The organism is Nonomuraea sp. NPDC046570 (assembly GCF_040645915.1).
Lineage (GTDB): Bacteria > Actinomycetota > Actinomycetes > Streptosporangiales > Streptosporangiaceae > Nonomuraea.
The window spans coordinates 409084-425572 of record NZ_JBEYZF010000002.1; the positions used below are offsets into that span (position 1 = coordinate 409084).

The 16489-nt window shown below is 71.5% G+C and carries 19 protein-coding genes; 16 read left to right on the forward strand and 3 right to left on the reverse strand.

Going from position 1 to position 16489, the window contains the following annotated elements:
• Window positions 1–10 precede the first annotated feature (10 nt).
• On the forward strand, window positions 11–406 hold the full coding sequence (locus ABZ911_RS05545) for a Rid family hydrolase (RefSeq protein ID WP_358052189.1): 396 nt from the start codon (window positions 11–13) through the stop codon (window positions 404–406).
• Window positions 403–1164 carry an imidazole glycerol phosphate synthase subunit HisF gene (hisF, locus tag ABZ911_RS05550; protein WP_358052191.1) on the forward strand — a complete coding sequence of 254 codons (762 nt, stop codon included), beginning with the start codon at window positions 403–405 and terminating at the stop codon, window positions 1162–1164. The genes ABZ911_RS05545 and hisF overlap by 4 nt, the downstream gene beginning before the upstream one ends.
• Here hisF and ABZ911_RS05555 read toward each other — a convergent pair whose 3' ends face one another.
• The 3 genes from ABZ911_RS05555 to ABZ911_RS05565 form a co-directional block, all read right to left on the reverse strand.
• Entirely contained in the window at window positions 1165–2529 is a 1365-nt protein-coding gene (locus tag ABZ911_RS05555) for a glutamine synthetase family protein (protein WP_358052193.1), read from the reverse strand.
• A 91-nt stretch (window positions 2530–2620) separates the two neighbouring features.
• The gene (locus ABZ911_RS05560) at window positions 2621–2869 is read right to left on the reverse strand and encodes a hypothetical protein (protein ID WP_358052195.1); all 249 of its coding nucleotides are present in this window, start codon (window positions 2867–2869) and stop codon (window positions 2621–2623) included.
• Between the two features lie 56 nt (window positions 2870–2925).
• The gene (locus ABZ911_RS05565; RefSeq protein WP_358052197.1) at window positions 2926–3555 is read right to left on the reverse strand and encodes a TIGR03085 family metal-binding protein; all 630 of its coding nucleotides are present in this window, start codon (window positions 3553–3555) and stop codon (window positions 2926–2928) included.
• A gap of 119 nt (window positions 3556–3674) precedes the next feature.
• Here ABZ911_RS05565 and ABZ911_RS05570 point away from each other — a divergent pair, with 119 nt between their 5' ends.
• From ABZ911_RS05570 to ABZ911_RS05635, 14 genes are all read left to right on the forward strand, one after another.
• Entirely contained in the window at window positions 3675–5453 is a 1779-nt protein-coding gene (locus tag ABZ911_RS05570; protein WP_358052427.1) for an ABC transporter ATP-binding protein, read from the forward strand.
• Entirely contained in the window at window positions 5450–7222 is a 1773-nt protein-coding gene (locus ABZ911_RS05575) for an ABC transporter ATP-binding protein (protein WP_358052199.1), read from the forward strand. Before ABZ911_RS05570 ends, ABZ911_RS05575 begins: the two co-directional genes overlap by 4 nt.
• Before the next feature lie 66 nt (window positions 7223–7288).
• Complete coding sequence (hisI, locus tag ABZ911_RS05580; RefSeq protein ID WP_358052201.1) at window positions 7289–7630, forward strand: phosphoribosyl-AMP cyclohydrolase; 342 nt, start codon at window positions 7289–7291, stop codon at window positions 7628–7630.
• Window positions 7627–8211, forward strand: coding sequence for a TIGR02234 family membrane protein (locus ABZ911_RS05585; protein ID WP_358052203.1), 585 nt, complete (start codon window positions 7627–7629; stop codon window positions 8209–8211). Before hisI ends, ABZ911_RS05585 begins: the two co-directional genes overlap by 4 nt.
• A gap of 140 nt (window positions 8212–8351) precedes the next feature.
• Window positions 8352–8768 (forward strand): CD225/dispanin family protein, encoded by a 417-nt coding sequence (locus tag ABZ911_RS05590; RefSeq protein ID WP_358052205.1) that lies wholly within the window; start codon window positions 8352–8354, stop codon window positions 8766–8768.
• On the forward strand, window positions 8768–9199 hold the full coding sequence (locus tag ABZ911_RS05595; protein ID WP_358052207.1) for a DUF2752 domain-containing protein: 432 nt from the start codon (window positions 8768–8770) through the stop codon (window positions 9197–9199). The genes ABZ911_RS05590 and ABZ911_RS05595 overlap by 1 nt, the downstream gene beginning before the upstream one ends.
• Before the next feature lie 182 nt (window positions 9200–9381).
• Window positions 9382–10218: an indole-3-glycerol phosphate synthase TrpC gene (trpC, locus tag ABZ911_RS05600; protein WP_358052209.1), complete on the forward strand. Its 837-nt coding sequence runs from the start codon at window positions 9382–9384 to the stop codon at window positions 10216–10218.
• Between the two features lies 1 nt (window position 10219).
• The gene (gene trpB, locus ABZ911_RS05605) at window positions 10220–11449 is read left to right on the forward strand and encodes a tryptophan synthase subunit beta (protein ID WP_358052211.1); all 1230 of its coding nucleotides are present in this window, start codon (window positions 10220–10222) and stop codon (window positions 11447–11449) included.
• A gap of 8 nt (window positions 11450–11457) precedes the next feature.
• Entirely contained in the window at window positions 11458–12255 is a 798-nt protein-coding gene (trpA, locus tag ABZ911_RS05610) for a tryptophan synthase subunit alpha (RefSeq protein WP_358052213.1), read from the forward strand.
• Between the two features lie 208 nt (window positions 12256–12463).
• Window positions 12464–13027, forward strand: a complete 564-nt coding sequence (locus ABZ911_RS05615) for a MauE/DoxX family redox-associated membrane protein (protein ID WP_358052215.1) — start codon at window positions 12464–12466, stop codon at window positions 13025–13027.
• Window positions 13027–13788 carry a thioredoxin domain-containing protein gene (locus ABZ911_RS05620; protein WP_358052217.1) on the forward strand — a complete coding sequence of 254 codons (762 nt, stop codon included), beginning with the start codon at window positions 13027–13029 and terminating at the stop codon, window positions 13786–13788. Before ABZ911_RS05615 ends, ABZ911_RS05620 begins: the two co-directional genes overlap by 1 nt.
• Window positions 13789–13814: 26 nt before the next feature.
• Window positions 13815–14975, forward strand: coding sequence for a prolipoprotein diacylglyceryl transferase (gene lgt / locus ABZ911_RS05625; RefSeq protein ID WP_358052219.1), 1161 nt, complete (start codon window positions 13815–13817; stop codon window positions 14973–14975).
• The gene (locus ABZ911_RS05630; RefSeq protein ID WP_358052221.1) at window positions 14972–15676 is read left to right on the forward strand and encodes a VIT1/CCC1 transporter family protein; all 705 of its coding nucleotides are present in this window, start codon (window positions 14972–14974) and stop codon (window positions 15674–15676) included. Before lgt ends, ABZ911_RS05630 begins: the two co-directional genes overlap by 4 nt.
• Window positions 15673–16488 carry a hypothetical protein gene (locus ABZ911_RS05635; RefSeq protein WP_358052223.1) on the forward strand — a complete coding sequence of 272 codons (816 nt, stop codon included), beginning with the start codon at window positions 15673–15675 and terminating at the stop codon, window positions 16486–16488. Before ABZ911_RS05630 ends, ABZ911_RS05635 begins: the two co-directional genes overlap by 4 nt.
• Window position 16489: the final 1 nt, after the last annotated feature.

A 16489-nucleotide genomic window follows, 5' to 3' on the forward strand; every position in this document is an offset into this window, starting at 1 on the left:
GGTGAGCCAGGTGAGCAGCGAGCGCATGGGGTCGCGGGTGTTCTCGGGCGGGGTATGGGAGGAGAGGTACGGTTACGCCAGAGCGGTCGTCGCGGGACCGCGCGTCCTGGTCTCCGGCTGCACCGCGACGGTCGACGGCGAGGTCCAGCACCTCGGCGACGCCTACGGACAGGCCGCGACGGCGCTGGCGATCGCCCTGGACGCGGTCGAGGCGGCCGGGCTGACCAGGGAGGACGTCATCATGGTTCGCTACTACGTGGTGGACGACAGGCACTACGACTCCGTGGGCAGGGCGCTGGCGGAGGCGCTGGGGCATGTCAGGCCCGCGTGCACGGGCGTGCGGGTGGCCGGGCTGATCGACCCGCGGATGCTGGTCGAAGTGGAGATCGAGGCGTTTCGAGCATGACGGTCGCGGTACGGGTGATCCCCTGTCTGGACGTGGACGCGGGCCGGGTGGTCAAGGGTGTCAACTTCGAGAACCTGCGGGACGCGGGCGACCCGGTGGAGCTGGCCCGCCGATACGACGAGGAGGGCGCCGACGAGCTGACCTTCCTCGACATCACCGCCTCCTCGGGTGAGCGGGAGACGATGTTCGACGTGGTCCGCAGGACCGCCGAGCAGGTCTTCATCCCGCTGACGGTGGGCGGCGGCGTGCGGGCCGTCGAGGACGTGAACCGGCTGCTGCGGGCGGGAGCGGACAAGGTGTCGCTGAACACCGCCGCCATCGCCAGGCCCGAGCTGCTCACCGAGGCCTCGCGCCGGTTCGGCGCGCAGTGCGTGGTGCTGTCGGTGGACGCCAGGCGCGCCGAGGGGACCGCCTCGGGCTTCGAGGTGACCACGCACGGCGGACGCCGCGGCACCGGCATCGACGCGGTGGAGTGGGCGGCCAGGGGAGAGGAGCTCGGGGTCGGCGAGATCCTGCTCAACTCCATGGACGGCGACGGCACCCTCGACGGCTACGACCTGGAGATGATCCGGGCCGTGCGGGCGGCGGTCCGGGTGCCGGTCATCGCCAGCGGCGGGGCGGGACGCCTGGAGCACTTCCCGCCCGCGGTGGCGGCGGGCGCGGACGCGGTGCTGGCCGCGTCGGTGTTCCACTTCGGCACGCTGAAGATCGCCGAGGTGAAGGAGACGCTGCGCGCGGCGGGCCACCCGGTGCGCTGATCAGAAGGCCCGCATGTGGTGGTAGAGCTCGAAGGCGACGTCCTGCGCCCCGAAGGCCGCCGCCTCCGAGCGTTTCACCGCCAGGTACGCGCTGCGCCGGAGCGGCCCCAGGGCCTCCATGAGCAGTTCGTCGGCCTCCAGGGCGTCCAGCGCCTCGTCCAGGCCGGCGGGCAGGCGCGGGTAGGCGCCGGGGCGGGTGTCGGGGTCGACGAGGACCGGCTCGCCGGGGTCGAGCCTGCGGCGCAGGCCGTCGAGGCCCGCGTGGATGACCGCGCCGAGCGACAGGTAGGGGTTGGCCGAGGAGTCCGACGGCTTCAGCTCCAGGTTCGGCTCGCCGCTCTCGCCCAGCGGTGAGCAGATCCGCACGGCCGCCTCCCGGTTGTCGGGGCCGTGCACGGCGTAGCCGCTGGACCACATGCGCGGCCCGAGCCTGCGGAAGCTGTTGACGCTGCCGCAGGTCAGCGCGGTCAGGGCGGGGAGGTGGGCGAGCAGCCCGCCGACGAAGTGCGCCATCAGGTCCGGCTCCCCGGCGAACAGGTTGCGCCGCTGCTCGCGGTCCCACAGGGACAGGTGCAGGTGGGCGCCGTTGCCGGGCTGGTCGGCCAGCGGTTTGGGGGCGAGTGAGGCCCACATGGACATGCGCAGCGCCACGCCGCGCACGGTCTCGCGGTAGAGGACGTGGTTGTCGGCCGCGCGGAGGGCGGGCGCGTGCCGTACGGACAGTTCCTGCTGGCCGGGGCCGAGTTCGGGGTGGTAGTGCTCGACGCGCAGGCCCTGGGTCTCCAGGTCGTGCGCCAGGCGGAGGGCGTAGTCGTGGGCGGTGTCGAAGCCGATGCCCGCGAAGCAGAGGCTGTCGTCGAGGGGTCGCAGGCGGTCGAAGCCGTCCGGGCCGCTCTCCCGGTGGCCGAGGGTGAACTCCGGCTCGAACGCCGCCACGAGCGCGTAGCCCTCGCCCGCGAGTTCGGCCACGGCGTCTTTGAGGAACGTGCGCGGGCAGGCGTCCCAGGGAGAGCCGTCGAGGCGGCGCAGGTCCGACAGCATCGTCGCGGCGCCTGGAGAGTAGGGGAGGGTGACAAAGGTCGACGGGGCGGGTACGAGCCGCACCTCGCCGACGGGGCCAAGGTGCTCGACCTCCTGGAGCTGGTCGAGCATGTTCATCGCCATCATGGCCACCGTGTGCCCGATTCCCGAGTGCAGCCGCTCGGCCAGCCGGCTGCGGGACACCGCCTTGCCGCGGATCACTCCGCCGTGGTCGGCGTACAGGAAGCGGACCAGTTCGATGCCCTCGATCTCGGCGCGTTCAAGGATGCGCCGGACTGCGGGATCGATCGGGTGGGTCTCGGTGACGCTCTGGCGATCTCTCATCCTGCCTGCGTAACACGATCCGAGGGTTCGGGGAAGCATCGCCGCAGGACAGGGTGGCTCGGGGGCCGAACCGGGATCCGGCCGGGACCTGTCAGGTCAGGACACTTGAGAAGAACACGGCCAACTGATTTGCTCCGTTGACAATTCCGTCGAATACACCGTTGACCGCGGCGGCCGCCTGGGCCGGCCGGGTGAACAGGTAGAAGACCACGAATGCCACGAGGAGATACGTGAGGACCTTCTTGACCTGCATGGGGGGCCTCCTGCAGTCCATTTCCCAGCCGTATATACCCGGATCTGGGCGATCACTGGCATCTTCTGTGAAGATGTTCTTGATCATAACCGGGGGGCTTCTTTTCTATGCCATGGTACGGCGATCAGTCCGAGTGCCGTGGCTCACACGCCGAGAGAAGCGTGCATCAACCGGCCGATCGAGCCCTCGTCACCGCTGAGGTCGACCCTGGCGTGCGCCTGCCGGCCGAAGCAGAACAGCAGGAGCTCGGCGGCCATGCCGGTGACCTCCACCTTCGCGCCGTCCTTGGCCCCGCCGATGGCCACGCCGCCGCCGAGCCGGTGCAGCACCACGCCGACGGGTGATTTGCGGAGCATCAGCCTGGCCATGCCGTTCAGCCGCTTCCAGAGGTAGTCGTCCAGGTCCTCGGGCAGCTCCCGGGGCTCCCATGACGGCTGGGCGCGCCGTACGTCCTCGTGGTGGACGAGGTACTCCATCGTGTTGACGGCCTCGTCCAGGCGCGGGAGCAGGCCGTAGAGGCCGCCCGGCTCGCGGGCCGTGCGCACCAGCTCGGCGAAGGAGTGCCTGGCCTTCAGCCCGTCCTGCACCGAGGCGGTGTACCCGGCCAGCGGCTTGAGGGCGATGCCCGGGTTCGCGTCGAGCCTGCGCTCGCGCAGCACCAGATGAGCGACCAGGTCGTAGGTCGTCCACCCGGCGCACAGGGTCGGGGCGTCGGGGCCGAGCTGGTCGAACAGGTCGCAGAGCGCGGCGCGCTCGGCACGGGCGTGAGTCACCCTCCGATCGTACTGGCGGGTGGGAATAACCATGCGATCGGACGTGATAGGGACATAAAGAAGAAAATTTCCCTGCGGAAGGATCCCCCCGAGTGCCGACCAAGGTCACCTCAGCCGTCATGCGCCAAGGACTCCGCGTCCTCGGGGTGGCCATCCGCGCGGAGAAGGCGGTATTCGCCGGAGCGGTGCTGGCCAGCGCCCTCTACGGCGGGATGACCGTCGCCTCGGCCTGGGCGCTCGGCTGGGCCACCGGGAACGTCGTGATCCCCGCCTTCCACGACGGCCGGACCGGCGAGGGCGCGCTCTGGACCGGCGTCCTGCTGATCATGGGTACGGCCCTGCTCAAGGCGATCGGCGTGGCCGGGCGGCGGCTGCTGGCCGGGCTGATGCAGTACCGCATGCAGGCCCGCTCCCGGCGCGACGTGACCAAGCAGTACCTGCGCCTGCCCCTGGCCTGGCACCACCGGCACCCCACCGGGCAGCTGCTGTCCAACGCCAGCGCCGACGCCGAGGCCGCCTGGGCCCCGCTCGCGCCGCTGCCGATGGCCGTGGGCGTGATCGTCATGCTGGTCACCGCGGCGATCGGCATGATCATCACCGACCCGATCCTGGCCCTCGTCGGATTCCTGATATTTCCGGCGATCGCGATACTCAACCTGGTCTACCAGCGCAAGCTGAGCCCACTGGCCACGCGCGCGCAGCAACTGCGCGCCGAGGTCAGCGAGATCGCCCACGAGAGCTTCGACGGCGCGCTGGTGGTCAAGACGCTGGGCCGCGAGGAACTGGAGACCGACCGGTTCCGGCGCAGGGCGCACGAGCTGCGCGACGCCAACATCGCCGTCGGCCGGGTACGCGGCCTGTTCGACCCCATGCTGGAGGCGCTGCCCACGCTCGGCGTGCTGGCCGTCCTCGCGCTCGGCGCGCAGCGCCTGTCCACCGGGGCGATCAACTCCGGCGAGCTGGTGCAGGTGGCCTACCTGTTCACCCTGCTCTCCTTCCCGATCCGGGCGCTCGGCTGGGTGCTGGCCGAGCTGCCGCGCAGCGTCGTCGGCTGGGAGCGGGTCCAGTCCGTCCTCGACGCCAGCGGGTCCATGGAGTACGGCCGGACCGCGCTGACCGGCACCAACCCGGCCAGCCTCCAGGTCACCGGCCTGTCCTACGCCTACGGCGAGTCGAGGGTGCTGCACGACGTCACCTTCGACGTGCCGGCCGGGCGCACCGTGGCGCTCGTCGGGCCCACCGGCTCGGGCAAGTCCACGCTGGTGCAGACCCTGGTCAGGCTCGTCGACCCGGACAGCGGCGAGGTCCGCCTGGACGGCGAGGACCTGCGCGACCTCGCCTACGGCGGCATCGCCGAGGCGGTCGCGCTGGTGCCCCAGCAGACGTTCCTGTTCGACGACACCGTCCGCGGCAACGTCACCCTCGGCCTGCCCGCCGACGACGAGGAGGTGTGGGCCGCGCTCCGGCTGGCCCAGGCCGACGGGTTCGTCAGCGCGCTGCCCGGCGCCCTGGACACCCGGGTGGGCGAACGCGGCACCACCCTCTCCGGCGGCCAGCGCCAGCGCGTCGCGCTGGCCCGCGCCGTCGTCCGCAGGCCCCGCCTGCTGATCCTCGACGACGCCACCTCCAGCGTCGATCCCCAGGTCGAAGCCAAGATCCTGTACGGCCTGCGGGACGCCGCCGAAGCCTCCACCGTCGTGGTCGTCGCCTACCGGATGGCCACGATCGCGCTCGCCGACGAGGTCGTCTACCTGGACCGGGGCCGCGTCGTCGACCACGGCCCGCACGCCGAGCTGATCGCCCGCTGCCCGGGCTACCGCAACCTGGTCACCGCCTACGAGCGCGAAGAGGCCGAGAGGGCCGCGATCGCGGCGGAAGAGGAAGAGGTCAGCGCATGACGCAGCTCCAGGGAGTCGAACGCTCGGCGCTGGCCACCGTACGGCGCGGCCTGTCCCTCACCCCCGAGTTCCGCAAGGGGCTGGCGGGGACGCTCGCCCTCGCCGTAGTCGCCACCGTCGGAAAGATCATCGTGCCGGTGGCGGTGCAGCAGACCATCGACACCGGCCTGCGCGGCGGCGTGATCGACCTCGCCTACATCTACCGGGCCGTCCTGCTCTGCGCGGCCGCGGTCGTCCTGACGGCCCTGGCCGGATACGTGATGAACGTCCGCCTCTACAAGGCCACCGAGTCCTCGCTGGCGACCCTCCGGGTACGCGGCTTCCGCCACGTCCACGACCTGTCCGTGCTCACCCAGAACTCCGAGCGCCGCGGCGCCCTGGTCTCCCGCGTCACCAACGACGTGGACCAGATCAGCACGTTCATGCAGTGGGGCGGGCTGATGATCATCGTGGCGTTCGGCCAGCTCCTGGTGGCCAGCGTGCTGATGTTCGTCTACTCCTGGCAGCTCACCCTGCTGGTCTGGGCGTGCTTCGTCCCGCTGATGATCGCCCTGCCGCGCTTCCAGCGCTGGCTGTCCGGCGCCTACACCACCGTCCGCGAGCGCACCGGCGACATGCTGTCGGCCGTCAGCGAGTCCGTGGTCGGCGCCGCCGTCATCCGCGCCCACGGCTCCGAGCGGCGCACCGCCGAGCGCATCGACACCGCGATCAACGCCAACAGGTCCGCCCAGGTGCGCGCGCAGAAGATCGTCGCCTCCGTCTTCCCGCTCACCGAGATCGTCGCCGCCCTGGCCATCGCCGGGATCGTCGTGCTCGGCGTGCGGCTCGGCGTCTCGGGGAGCATCACCGAGGGGGAACTGGTCGCGTTCCTCTTCCTGGTCACGCTGTTCGTCTCGCCGCTGCAGATCGCCACCGAGGTGCTGAACGAGGCGCAGAACGCGGTCGCCGGGTGGCGGCGCGTCCTCGGCGTGCTGGACACCCCGCCGGACGTCGCCGACCCCGGCGAGCAGGGCGTCGAGCTGCCGCGCGGGCCGATCTCCGTGGCCTTCGAGGACGTGCACTTCGCCTATCCGGGGGGCGTGCCCGTACTCAAGGAGGTGGCGGTGGCCATCCCGCCGCGCTCGCGGATCGCGGTCGTCGGGGAGACCGGGTCGGGCAAGACCACGTTCGCCAAGCTGCTGACCCGGCTGATGGACCCCGTCTCGGGGCGGGTCACCGTCGACGGGGTGGACCTGCGCGAGATGCGCTTCTCCTCGCTGCGCGAGCGGATCGTCATGGTGCCGCAGGACGGGTTCCTGTTCGACGGGACGCTGGCGGAGAACATCCGCTTCGGCCGGCCGGAGGCGACCGACGAGGAGATCTCGCTGGCCATGACCGAGCTGGGGCTGGCCGACTGGCTGGAGGGCCTGCCCGCCGGACTGGCGACGCCGGTGGGGCAGCGCGGCGAGTCGATGTCGGCGGGGGAGCGCCAGCTCGTGGCACTGGCCAGGGCGTACCTGGCCGACCCGGACCTGCTGCTGCTGGACGAGGCCACCTCGGCGGTGGACCCGGCCACGGAGGTACGGCTGGCGCGGGCGCTGGAGGGCGTGACCCGCGGCCGTACGGCCATCTCGATCGCGCACCGGCTGTCCACGGCGGAGAACGCGGACGAGGTCCTCGTCTTCGACGCCGGCCGCCTGGTCCAGCGCGGCCCGCACAGCCGCCTGGTGCGCGAGCCGGGCGTCTACGCCGACCTGCACGCCTCCTGGATCTCCTCCGCCCACTCCTGACATCCGGCGGATTGCCTTGGGCCCGCTCGTGGAGGGACGGGCGGGCCGGGGTCATACGATGGGGGTATGTCCCTTGATCCCCAGGTCGCGGCGCGGCTCAAGCGCAATGCCGACGGGCTGGTGCCCGCCATCGTCCAGCAGTACGACACCGGCGAGGTGCTCATGCTCGCCTGGATGGACGACGAGGCGCTGCACCGCACGCTCACCACGGGCCGGGGCACCTACTGGTCGCGCAGCCGCGGCTCCTACTGGGTGAAGGGCGACACCTCCGGGCACGTCCAGCACGTGAAGTCGGTCGCGCTCGACTGCGACGGCGACACGCTGCTGCTCCAGGTGGACCAGGTGGGCGCCGCCTGCCACACCGGCGACCGCACCTGCTTCGACGCCGACCGCCTGGCCCTGTCATGACCTCCGTCGAGGCCGCCGCGCCGCCGACGTCGAAGAGGGGGCTGTGGGCCTGGGTGCTCGGCTGCGCCGCGGGGGCGGCGCTGGTGCTGCTCGCCGTGGGCAGGACGTGGGTGTCGGTGGCGTTCGGCGGCGCGCACGACACCGTCGAGCTGACCGGCGCCGAGCTCGCGCCCGCCGCGCAGACGCTGGCGCTGGCCGCGCTGGCCGCGATCGTCGCCGTCCTGGCCACCCGGGGGCTGTGGCGGCGCCTGATCGGCGCGGTCGTCGCGCTGTGCGGCGCCGGGGTGGCCGCGCTGACCCTGCTGGGTCTCGGCGACGGGACGGCGGTGGAGCTCGCGCTACGGCGCAGGCCGCTGGCGGCGGCGGAGGCCGTTCCGCCGGCCTCGGCGGGTGTCTGGGCCTACCTGGCCGCGGCGGGCGGGCTGGTGCTGGTGGTGGCCGGTGTGGTGGCCGTGGCGCGCGGGGCGCGGTGGCCGGGGATGTCGGACCGGTACGAGCGCCAGGCCCCCGAGGCGAGCAGGGCACGGGACGACAGGTCGATGTGGGAGGCGATGGACCGGGGCGACGACCCCACCGCGTAACGCGGCACAAAAGGCACCAAACCCTTGCATTCGCATTACAACTTGCCGAAATTACGGATGTTTCTCCACGTGGATAGCGGGGTGTCGCTAGGCTGCGGCGCGCAACTCGCCGACAATGAACCACATGAGGAGTCGTTAGCATGAGTTACGGAAACCAGGGCGGCAGCGGGGGTTATGGTGCCCAGCCTCCCGGCAGCGGGGGCTACGGGGCCCAGCCGCCCGGTGGCGGATACGGCCCGCCGCCCGGTGGCGGCTACGGTCCTCCCGGCGGTTACGGCGCTCCTCAGACGCCGCCGGACAACCACCTTGTCGCGGCCATCCTGACCACGCTGTTCTGCTGCCTGCCCTTCGGCATCGTGTCCATCGTCAAGTCGTCGCAGGTCAACTCGAAGTGGGCGGCCGGCGACTACCAGGGCGCCGTCGCGGCTTCGGAAGAGGCCAAGACGTGGTGGAAGCGCGCGCTGATCGTCGGCGTCATCGTGGAAGTCGTCGTCATCGTGCTGTACATCCTGCTCTTCGTCGTTCTGGTGGCGAACACCCCGACGTACGGATACTGATGAGTGTTGGCCACACCGAACGGCGCGGCACGGACCGTCTGAAGGCCGTGCTCGCGCCGCTCGGCGTCGCCGCGGCGGCGGGGGCCGCCTTCGTCTTCGTCGGCTCGGTCGACCCGAACGAGCCGGGTCACTACCCGACCTGCCCGTTCCTGTGGCTGACCCACCTGTACTGTCCGGGCTGCGGCACCCTGCGTACCATCCACGCGCTGGCCCACCTCGACCCGCTGGCCGCCCTGGGGCTGAACCCGCTCGCGGTGGTGATGCTGCCGTTCCTGCTGTTCTGGTGGGGTCGCTGGCTGGTGACGGCCTGGCAGGGCCGCCCGCGCCGGACGACGCTCGCGCATCCGGCCTACATCTGGGCCTTCTTCGCCGTGGTGATCGTCTACTGGGTCGTGCGCAACCTCCCCTTCGGCGCCTTTCTCGCGCCATAGCGGGGCCCTGTGGCGGGGCGACCCCGGCCGGGCCGATACCATCGCAGGACAAGGTGGGGAGCGGACGCCGCGCGCAGCGCCACGAGCGACCTCCCGGCCACCCCCAGCACAGTCGACCGGAGGGACCCTGATCACGTGAACGAGCGAAGCAGTCGGCACGTGGGGTTCGCGAGGGTGATCGCATGAGCGGGCACGACCGGGCCAGCGTGCTCGACGAGATCCTCGACGGGGTCCGTGCCGACCTGGCCGTGCGGCAGGAGGCGGTCTCCCTCGACGAGCTCAAGGCGCGGGCCGCGAAGGCGCCGAGCGCCAAGGACGCCCACGCGGCGCTGGGCGGCGACAAGGTCTCGGTGATCGCCGAGGTCAAGCGGTCGAGCCCGTCAAAGGGCGCGCTGGCCGCGATCGCCGACCCGGCGGCGCTGGCCGCCGACTACGAGGCCGGCGGAGCCCACGTCATCAGCGTGCTCACCGAGCGGCGCCGATTCGGCGGCAGCCTCGACGACCTGGCCGCCGTGCGCGCCCGCGTCGACATCCCGATCCTGCGCAAGGACTTCATCGTCACCTCCTACCAGCTCTGGGAGGCACGCGCCTACGGCGCCGACCTGGCGCTGCTCATGGTGGTCTCGCTGGAGCAGCCCGCGCTGGTGTCGCTGATCGAGCGTGCCGAGTCGATCGGCCTGACCCCGCTGGTCGAGGTGCACACCGAGGAGGAGCTCGACCGGGCCCTCGAGGCGGGCGCCAGGATCATCGGCATCAACGCGCGCAACCTGAAGACGCTCGAGGTGGACCGCGACGTCTTCGCCAAACTCGCGCCGAAGATCCCGGACGGCATCATCCGAATCGCCGAGTCCGGGGTCCGCGGCCCGCACGACCTGCTCGCCTACGCTCGTGCGGGGGCCGACGCCGTGCTGGTGGGCGAGAGCCTGGTGACCGGCAAGGATCCGAGGAAGGCCGTGGAGGCCCTCGTGACCGCCGGCGCCCACCCCGCGACGAGACCCGACCACGGATCCGAGGGATGACATGACCGCCCTTACCGCCGCCGACCTGGCAGGCAACGGCATCAACGGCGACGACCCGGACAGCTCCGGTAAGTTCGGCCTGTTCGGCGGGCGCTACGTGCCCGAGGCGCTGATCCCGGCGCTGGACGAGGTCGCCGCCGAGTACGAGAAGGCCAAGCACGACGAGGCCTTCATCCGGGAGTTCGACCACCTGCTGCGTACCTACGCCGGGCGGCCGACCACGCTGACCGAGGTGCCGCGCTTCGCCGAGCACGCGGGCGGCGCGCGCATCGTGCTCAAGCGCGAGGACCTCACACACACCGGCGCGCACAAGATCAACAATGTGCTCGGCCAGGCGCTGCTGACCAAGCGGCTCGGCAAGTCCCGGGTGGTCGCCGAGACCGGCGCGGGTCAGCACGGCGTGGCCACCGCGACCGCCGCGGCCCTGATGGGCCTGGAGTGCGTCATCTACATGGGCGCCGTCGACTGCGAGCGCCAGGCGCTCAACGTGGCGCGGATGAAGCTGCTCGGCGCGACGGTGGTGCCGGTCACCAACGGCAGCCAGACGCTGAAGGACGCCATCAACGAGGCGTTCCGCGACTGGGTCACCAACGTCGACTCCACCCACTACCTGTTCGGCACCGTCGCGGGCCCGCACCCGTTCCCCGAGATCGTCCGCGACTTCGCGCGCATCATCGGCGTCGAGGCGCGCCGCCAGATCCTGGAGCTCACCGGCGCGCTGCCCGACGCGATCTGCGCCGCGGTCGGCGGCGGCTCCAACGCGATCGGCATCTTCCACGCCTTCCTCCAGGACGAGAGCGTGGCGCTGCACGGCTACGAGGCGGGCGGCCACGGCCTGGAGTCCGGCGAGCACGCGCTGACGCTGACCGCCGGCTCGGTCGGCGTGCTGCACGGCTCGCGCACCTACGTGCTGCAGGACGACGAGGGCCAGACCATCGAGTCGCACTCGATCTCGGCCGGCCTCGACTACCCCGGCGTCGGCCCCGAGCACGCCTGGCTGAAGGACACCGGCCGCGCCGCCTACCACGGCATCACCGACGACGAGGCGATGGCGGCGTTCTCGCTGCTGGCCAGGACCGAGGGCATCATCCCCGCCATCGAGTCCTCGCACGCGCTGGCCGGCGCACTCAAGCTCGGCCGCGAACTCGGCCCCGAGGCGACCATCCTGGTCAACCTCTCGGGCCGGGGCGACAAGGACATGGGCACCGCGATGAAGTACTTCAACCTCTAGGACACTCCGTGACGACTCTCCAGACGGTGTTCGCCAAGGCCAAGGCGGACAACCGCGCCGCGCTCGTCGGCTACCTCCCCGCCGGGTTCCCGACCAAGGACGGCGCCGTCGCGGCCGCCACCGCGCTCGTCGAGGCGGGCTGCGACGTCATCGAGATCGGCCTGCCGTACTCCGACCCGCTCATGGACGGGCCCACCATCCAGGACGCGGTGCACCGGTCGCTGACCAACGGCACCCGGATCGCCGACGTCCTGCGCACAGTCGAGGGCGTGGCCAGGTCGGGCGCGGCGACGCTGGTCATGACCTACTGGAACCCGGTCGACCGGTACGGCGCCGAGCGCTTCGCCCGGGACCTGGCGAACGCGGGCGGGGCCGGGACGATCACCCCCGACCTCACGCCCGAGGAGTCGGGCGAATGGCGCGCTGCCTCCGCCGCGGCGGGCATCGACACGGTGTTCCTGGTCGCCCCCAGTTCCACCGAGGAGCGCATCAAGGCCGTCGTGGAGTGCTGTACCGGCTTCGTCTACGCGGCCTCCCTGATGGGCGTCACAGGCGCCAGGGAGAGCGTGAACGTGGCGGCCGAGGGCCTGGTGGCCCGAACCCGCGAGCACACCTCGCTGCCCGTCTGCGTGGGTCTGGGCGTCGGCACGGGACGGCAGGCGGCCGAGGTGGGCGCCTACGCCGACGGCGTCATCGTGGGCTCGGCGTTCATCCGCCGCCTGCTCGACGCCCCCGACGAGGCCGCCGGACTGGCCTCGATCCGCGAGCTGGCCGCCGAGATGGCACAGGGCGTGCGCAGCCGCTGACTCCGCCACACGAACCCGGGCGCCTGGCCGTACGGCCAGGCGCTCGTTTCGCGTGCGGAGGCCCGACGGCCCCCGCGTCGAGGCACGTCAGGGGTACATTCCGGGCAGTCCGGATCATGACCCCCTTAGCTGAGCCTTATCGGGGGCGTGATCAGATGTCCCCCAGGTACTGTGCGCATCCCGGTGCCATCGACATAGGAGAAAGCCCGTGACTTCGCAGACGCCCGCGCCGCCTTCGTCGCGCAAGGCGGCGGTGGCGCTACCCTGGGTGACGACCGTCGCCCGGCTGGTTCTCGGCGTGGTGCTGATCATGGCCGGTTGGCTCAAGATCGGTAACCCTGCCGAGTCGGCCCTGGCGGTCGAGGCGTACCAGCTACTGCCCAAGTCGCTCGCCACCACGGTGGGCTACGGTCTGCCGATCCTGGAGGTCGTCATCGGCGTGCTGCTGGTGGTGGGCCTGCTCACCAGGGCGGCCGGTCTGATCGCCGGACTGCTCATGCTGGCCTTCGTCTTCGGCATCGCCTGGGCGTGGGCCAAGGGCCTGCGCATCGACTGCGGCTGCTTCGGCGGCGGCGGTCAGCTGGCGGCGTGGCAGGAACCGACCTACCTGGTCGATATCCTGCGTGACTTCGGCCTCGTGCTGCTGGGCGCATGGATCGTGTGGTTCCCGCCGGGCCGTTTCGCCCTCGACTCGGCCCTCGGGCTGGCAGGCGGGGAACGGACGGCTGACGACGAGGGCGACGAGGAGCCCGAGATGAAGGAGAGCTACTGATGGGCAAGGGCGAGCGGGACAAGTCGGTGCGGGAGCGCATCGCGCAGCAGCGGGAACTCGAGCGCAAGCAGGCCATGCGCAAGAAGATCGCCACCTACGTCACGGTGGGGGTGGTCGCGGTCGCGACGGTCGGCGCGGGCGTGTGGTTCGGCCAGAGCAAGACCCAGTCCGAGGCGGCCGGCGCGAACCTGGCGCCGATCACCGTGCAGGGCGACGGCACGGTCGTCATGGCCAAGGAGGGCGTCACCTCCCCGGTCGTCGACATCTTCGAGGACTTCCAGTGCCCGGCCTGCAAGCAGCTTGAGGAGATCAGCGGCAGCACGTTCAAGAACCTCGCCGCCGAGGGCAAGGCCAAGGTGGTCTTCCACCCCATCACGATCTTCCCGCAGGACTTCAACAAGGGCATCACCCGCGGCAACTCGGTGCGCGCCGCCGCGGCCGCCATGTGCGTGACCGACGGCCCGCAGTGGCTCGCCTACCACGACAAGCTCTTCAAACAGCAGCCGGACGAGACCGTCGAGGGCTTCAAGGTGGACGACCTGGTCGCCTGGGGCAAGGACGTGGGCGTGACGGCGGACGGCTTCGACTCCTGCGTCACCACGCAGAAGCACGCGGCCACCGTGACCGCCTTCAGCGACAAGACCATCCAGGCCCAGAAGATCGAGGGCACCCCGACCGTCAAGCTCAACGGCACGGCGATCGACAACCAGGTGCTGTTCAGCCCGGAGGAACTGCGCAAGACCGTTGATGCGGCCAACTAGTCCGCGGTCCGGTACTGTCACCTGACATGCCCCTTGCCTCGATTCCCAGCCCCTCAGAGGGGGTCTGGTACCTCGGCCCACTGCCCTTGCGGGCCTATGCGCTGTGCATCGTGCTCGGCGTCGTCGTCGCGGTCTGGCTGAGCGAGCGCCGCTGGCGCGCGCGCGGCGGCACCCCGGGCACGATGATCGACATCGCCGTGCCCGCCGTGGTGTTCGGCCTGATCGGCGGGCGCCTCTACCACGTCATCACCGACTGGCAGCTCTACTTCGGTGACCGGGCGCCCAACGAACCCTACGAGGCGCTGTTCATCTGGAACGGCGGCCTGGGGATCTGGGGCGCGGTCGCGCTGGGCGGCGTCGGGGTGTGGCTGGCCTGCCGCAAGCGCGGCCTGTCGCTGAGCGCGGTGGCCGACACCGTCGCGCCCGGCATCGCGCTCGCGCAGGCCATCGGCCGCTGGGGCAACTGGTTCAACCAGGAACTGTACGGCGGGCCGACCACGCTCCCCTGGGGCCTGGAGATCGACATCCAGCACGGCGGCGAGCCGGGCGTGCTCTACCACCCCACGTTCCTGTACGAGTCGATCTGGAACCTGGCGCTGGCCTTCGTGCTGCTCTGGGCGGGCAAGCGGTTCACGCTGCGGCACGGCCGCCTGTTCATGCTCTACGTGGCGGGCTACACGCTGGGCCGGTTCTGGATCGAAGGGCTGCGCATCGACCCGGTCGGCGGCGTCGACCACGCGGTGACGCTGCTCGGGCTGCGCATCAACCAGTGGACCTCCATCGTGCTGTTCGTCGGCGCGCTGGCGCTGTTCTGGCTGAGCAGGAACAAGACGGGCGAGGAGATCGTGGTCTCGCCGGACGCCGAGCCGGTGGACGCGGCGGGCGCCGACCCCGACCCCGCGCATCCGGACGACCAGTCCGACGACGAGCCGGAGAAGCGGGCCGATCCACCGGGGGAGGGCTCGGAGAAGGGGCCCGAAGCCGTCGCGGAGGACGATCCGGCGGACACTCCCAAGGCTGTCGCGGAGGACGATCCGGCGGGCACCCCCAAGGCCGTCTCGAAGGATGACCCCGAGAGCGGCGGCGCGACGGCCGCGGACGAGACTGTGGAGAGGACCGAGGACGACGCCGAGCGCTCCGAAGGGGAGGCTCAGGCCGTACGAGAGGAAGAGAAGAACTCGCGATGAGCGGGCGCGCGGAGATCCACCACGAGCATCGCGACGTCAACGGGGGCTGGTTGCGGCCCTCGGTGTTCGGCGCGATGGACGGCCTGGTGTCCAACTTCGCGCTCATCGCCGGCGTGGCCGGCGGCTCCGACGACACCAGGGTGATCGCGCTGGCCGGCATCGCCGGGCTCGCCGCGGGCGCGTTCTCGATGGCCGGCGGCGAGTACGTCTCGGTGGCCAGCCAGCGCGAGCTGGCCCTGGCCGAGATCGCCGTGGAGCGGCGCGAGCTGGAACGCCACCCCGAGGCCGAGCAGGCCGAGCTGGCCCAGGCCCTGGTCGCCAAGGGCGTGGACCCGAAGCTGGCGGCGGAGGTCTCCGCGCAGATCTCCCGCGATCCGGAGAAGGCCCTGGAGGTGCACGCCCAGGCCGAGCTCGGCGTCACCCCCCAGGACCTGCCCAAGCCCAAGATCGCCGCGGTGTCCTCGTTCTGCTCCTTCGCCGTGGGCGCGGTGCTGCCGCTTCTGCCGTACCTGCTCGGCGTCACCAGTCTCTGGCTGTCGGCGGTGCTGTCGTGCCTGGCGCTGTTCGGCGCGGGGGCGCTGGTCTCCGCGGTGACCGCCCGTAGCTGGTGGTACTCCGGCCTGCGCCAGCTCGTCGTCGGCGGCGTCGCGGCGGCGCTGACGTTCGGGCTGGGCAACCTGATCGGGGCCGGAGGGCTGTGACCGCGACCCGGCAGACCCGCAAACGCCGACGCCCCCCGCCGCCCGACTGGGACCTGCCCGTCCTCAGCGCGATGGGGCTGAAGCCGTCCCAGCAGCGGCTGCTGGCCGTCATCGGTTCGGTCGCCGGGGTGGTCGTGGCCGCGGTCGTGCTCACCGTCGTGATCGCCTCGCTCGGCGCCGACTCCATCCCCGACCGCCCGCAGGCCGCGACGGACGTGCACGCGACCCGGCCGCAGATCTTCCATGGCTGGTCCTCGCCCAAGGAGTTCGCGCCCATGGCCGACCGGGCCAAGGACGCCAAGCCGCTGACGGTCAAGGAGATCTTCGGCACCAAGACCCTGGCCGGGGAGAGCAAGCTGTCGCTCAAGCTGGTCGCCAGGACCGTCGAGGCCGACTGCTCGCTGGCGCTGTGGGGCGAGGAACTGCTCACGCAGGTGGCCGAGGCGGGCTGCAGCCAGGCGGCCAGGGGCATCTACACCAGCGCCGACGGGCGTTATGTCGCCCAGTACACCCTGCTCAACCTGGCCGACGGCAAGGCCGCCGACGGGCTGGTCGCCTCGCTGAAGACGATGTACCGGGGCGGCTGGGCGCTGCCCGTGGCGACGCGGGGCGCGACCTTCACGCCCGGCGGCTACTCCGAGGCGGGCGCCTACGCCATGGGCCACTACGTCGGCCTGGTCTGGGTGGCGAGAACGGACGGCGCCGAGCCGCAGCCGAAGGACGACTTCGTCAACGTGGCGCTGACCGTGCGCGGCGCGGAGAAGCCGCTCTACCGCCGGGTCGTCACGCTCACCGGCCCGTCGCCCTCCTAGG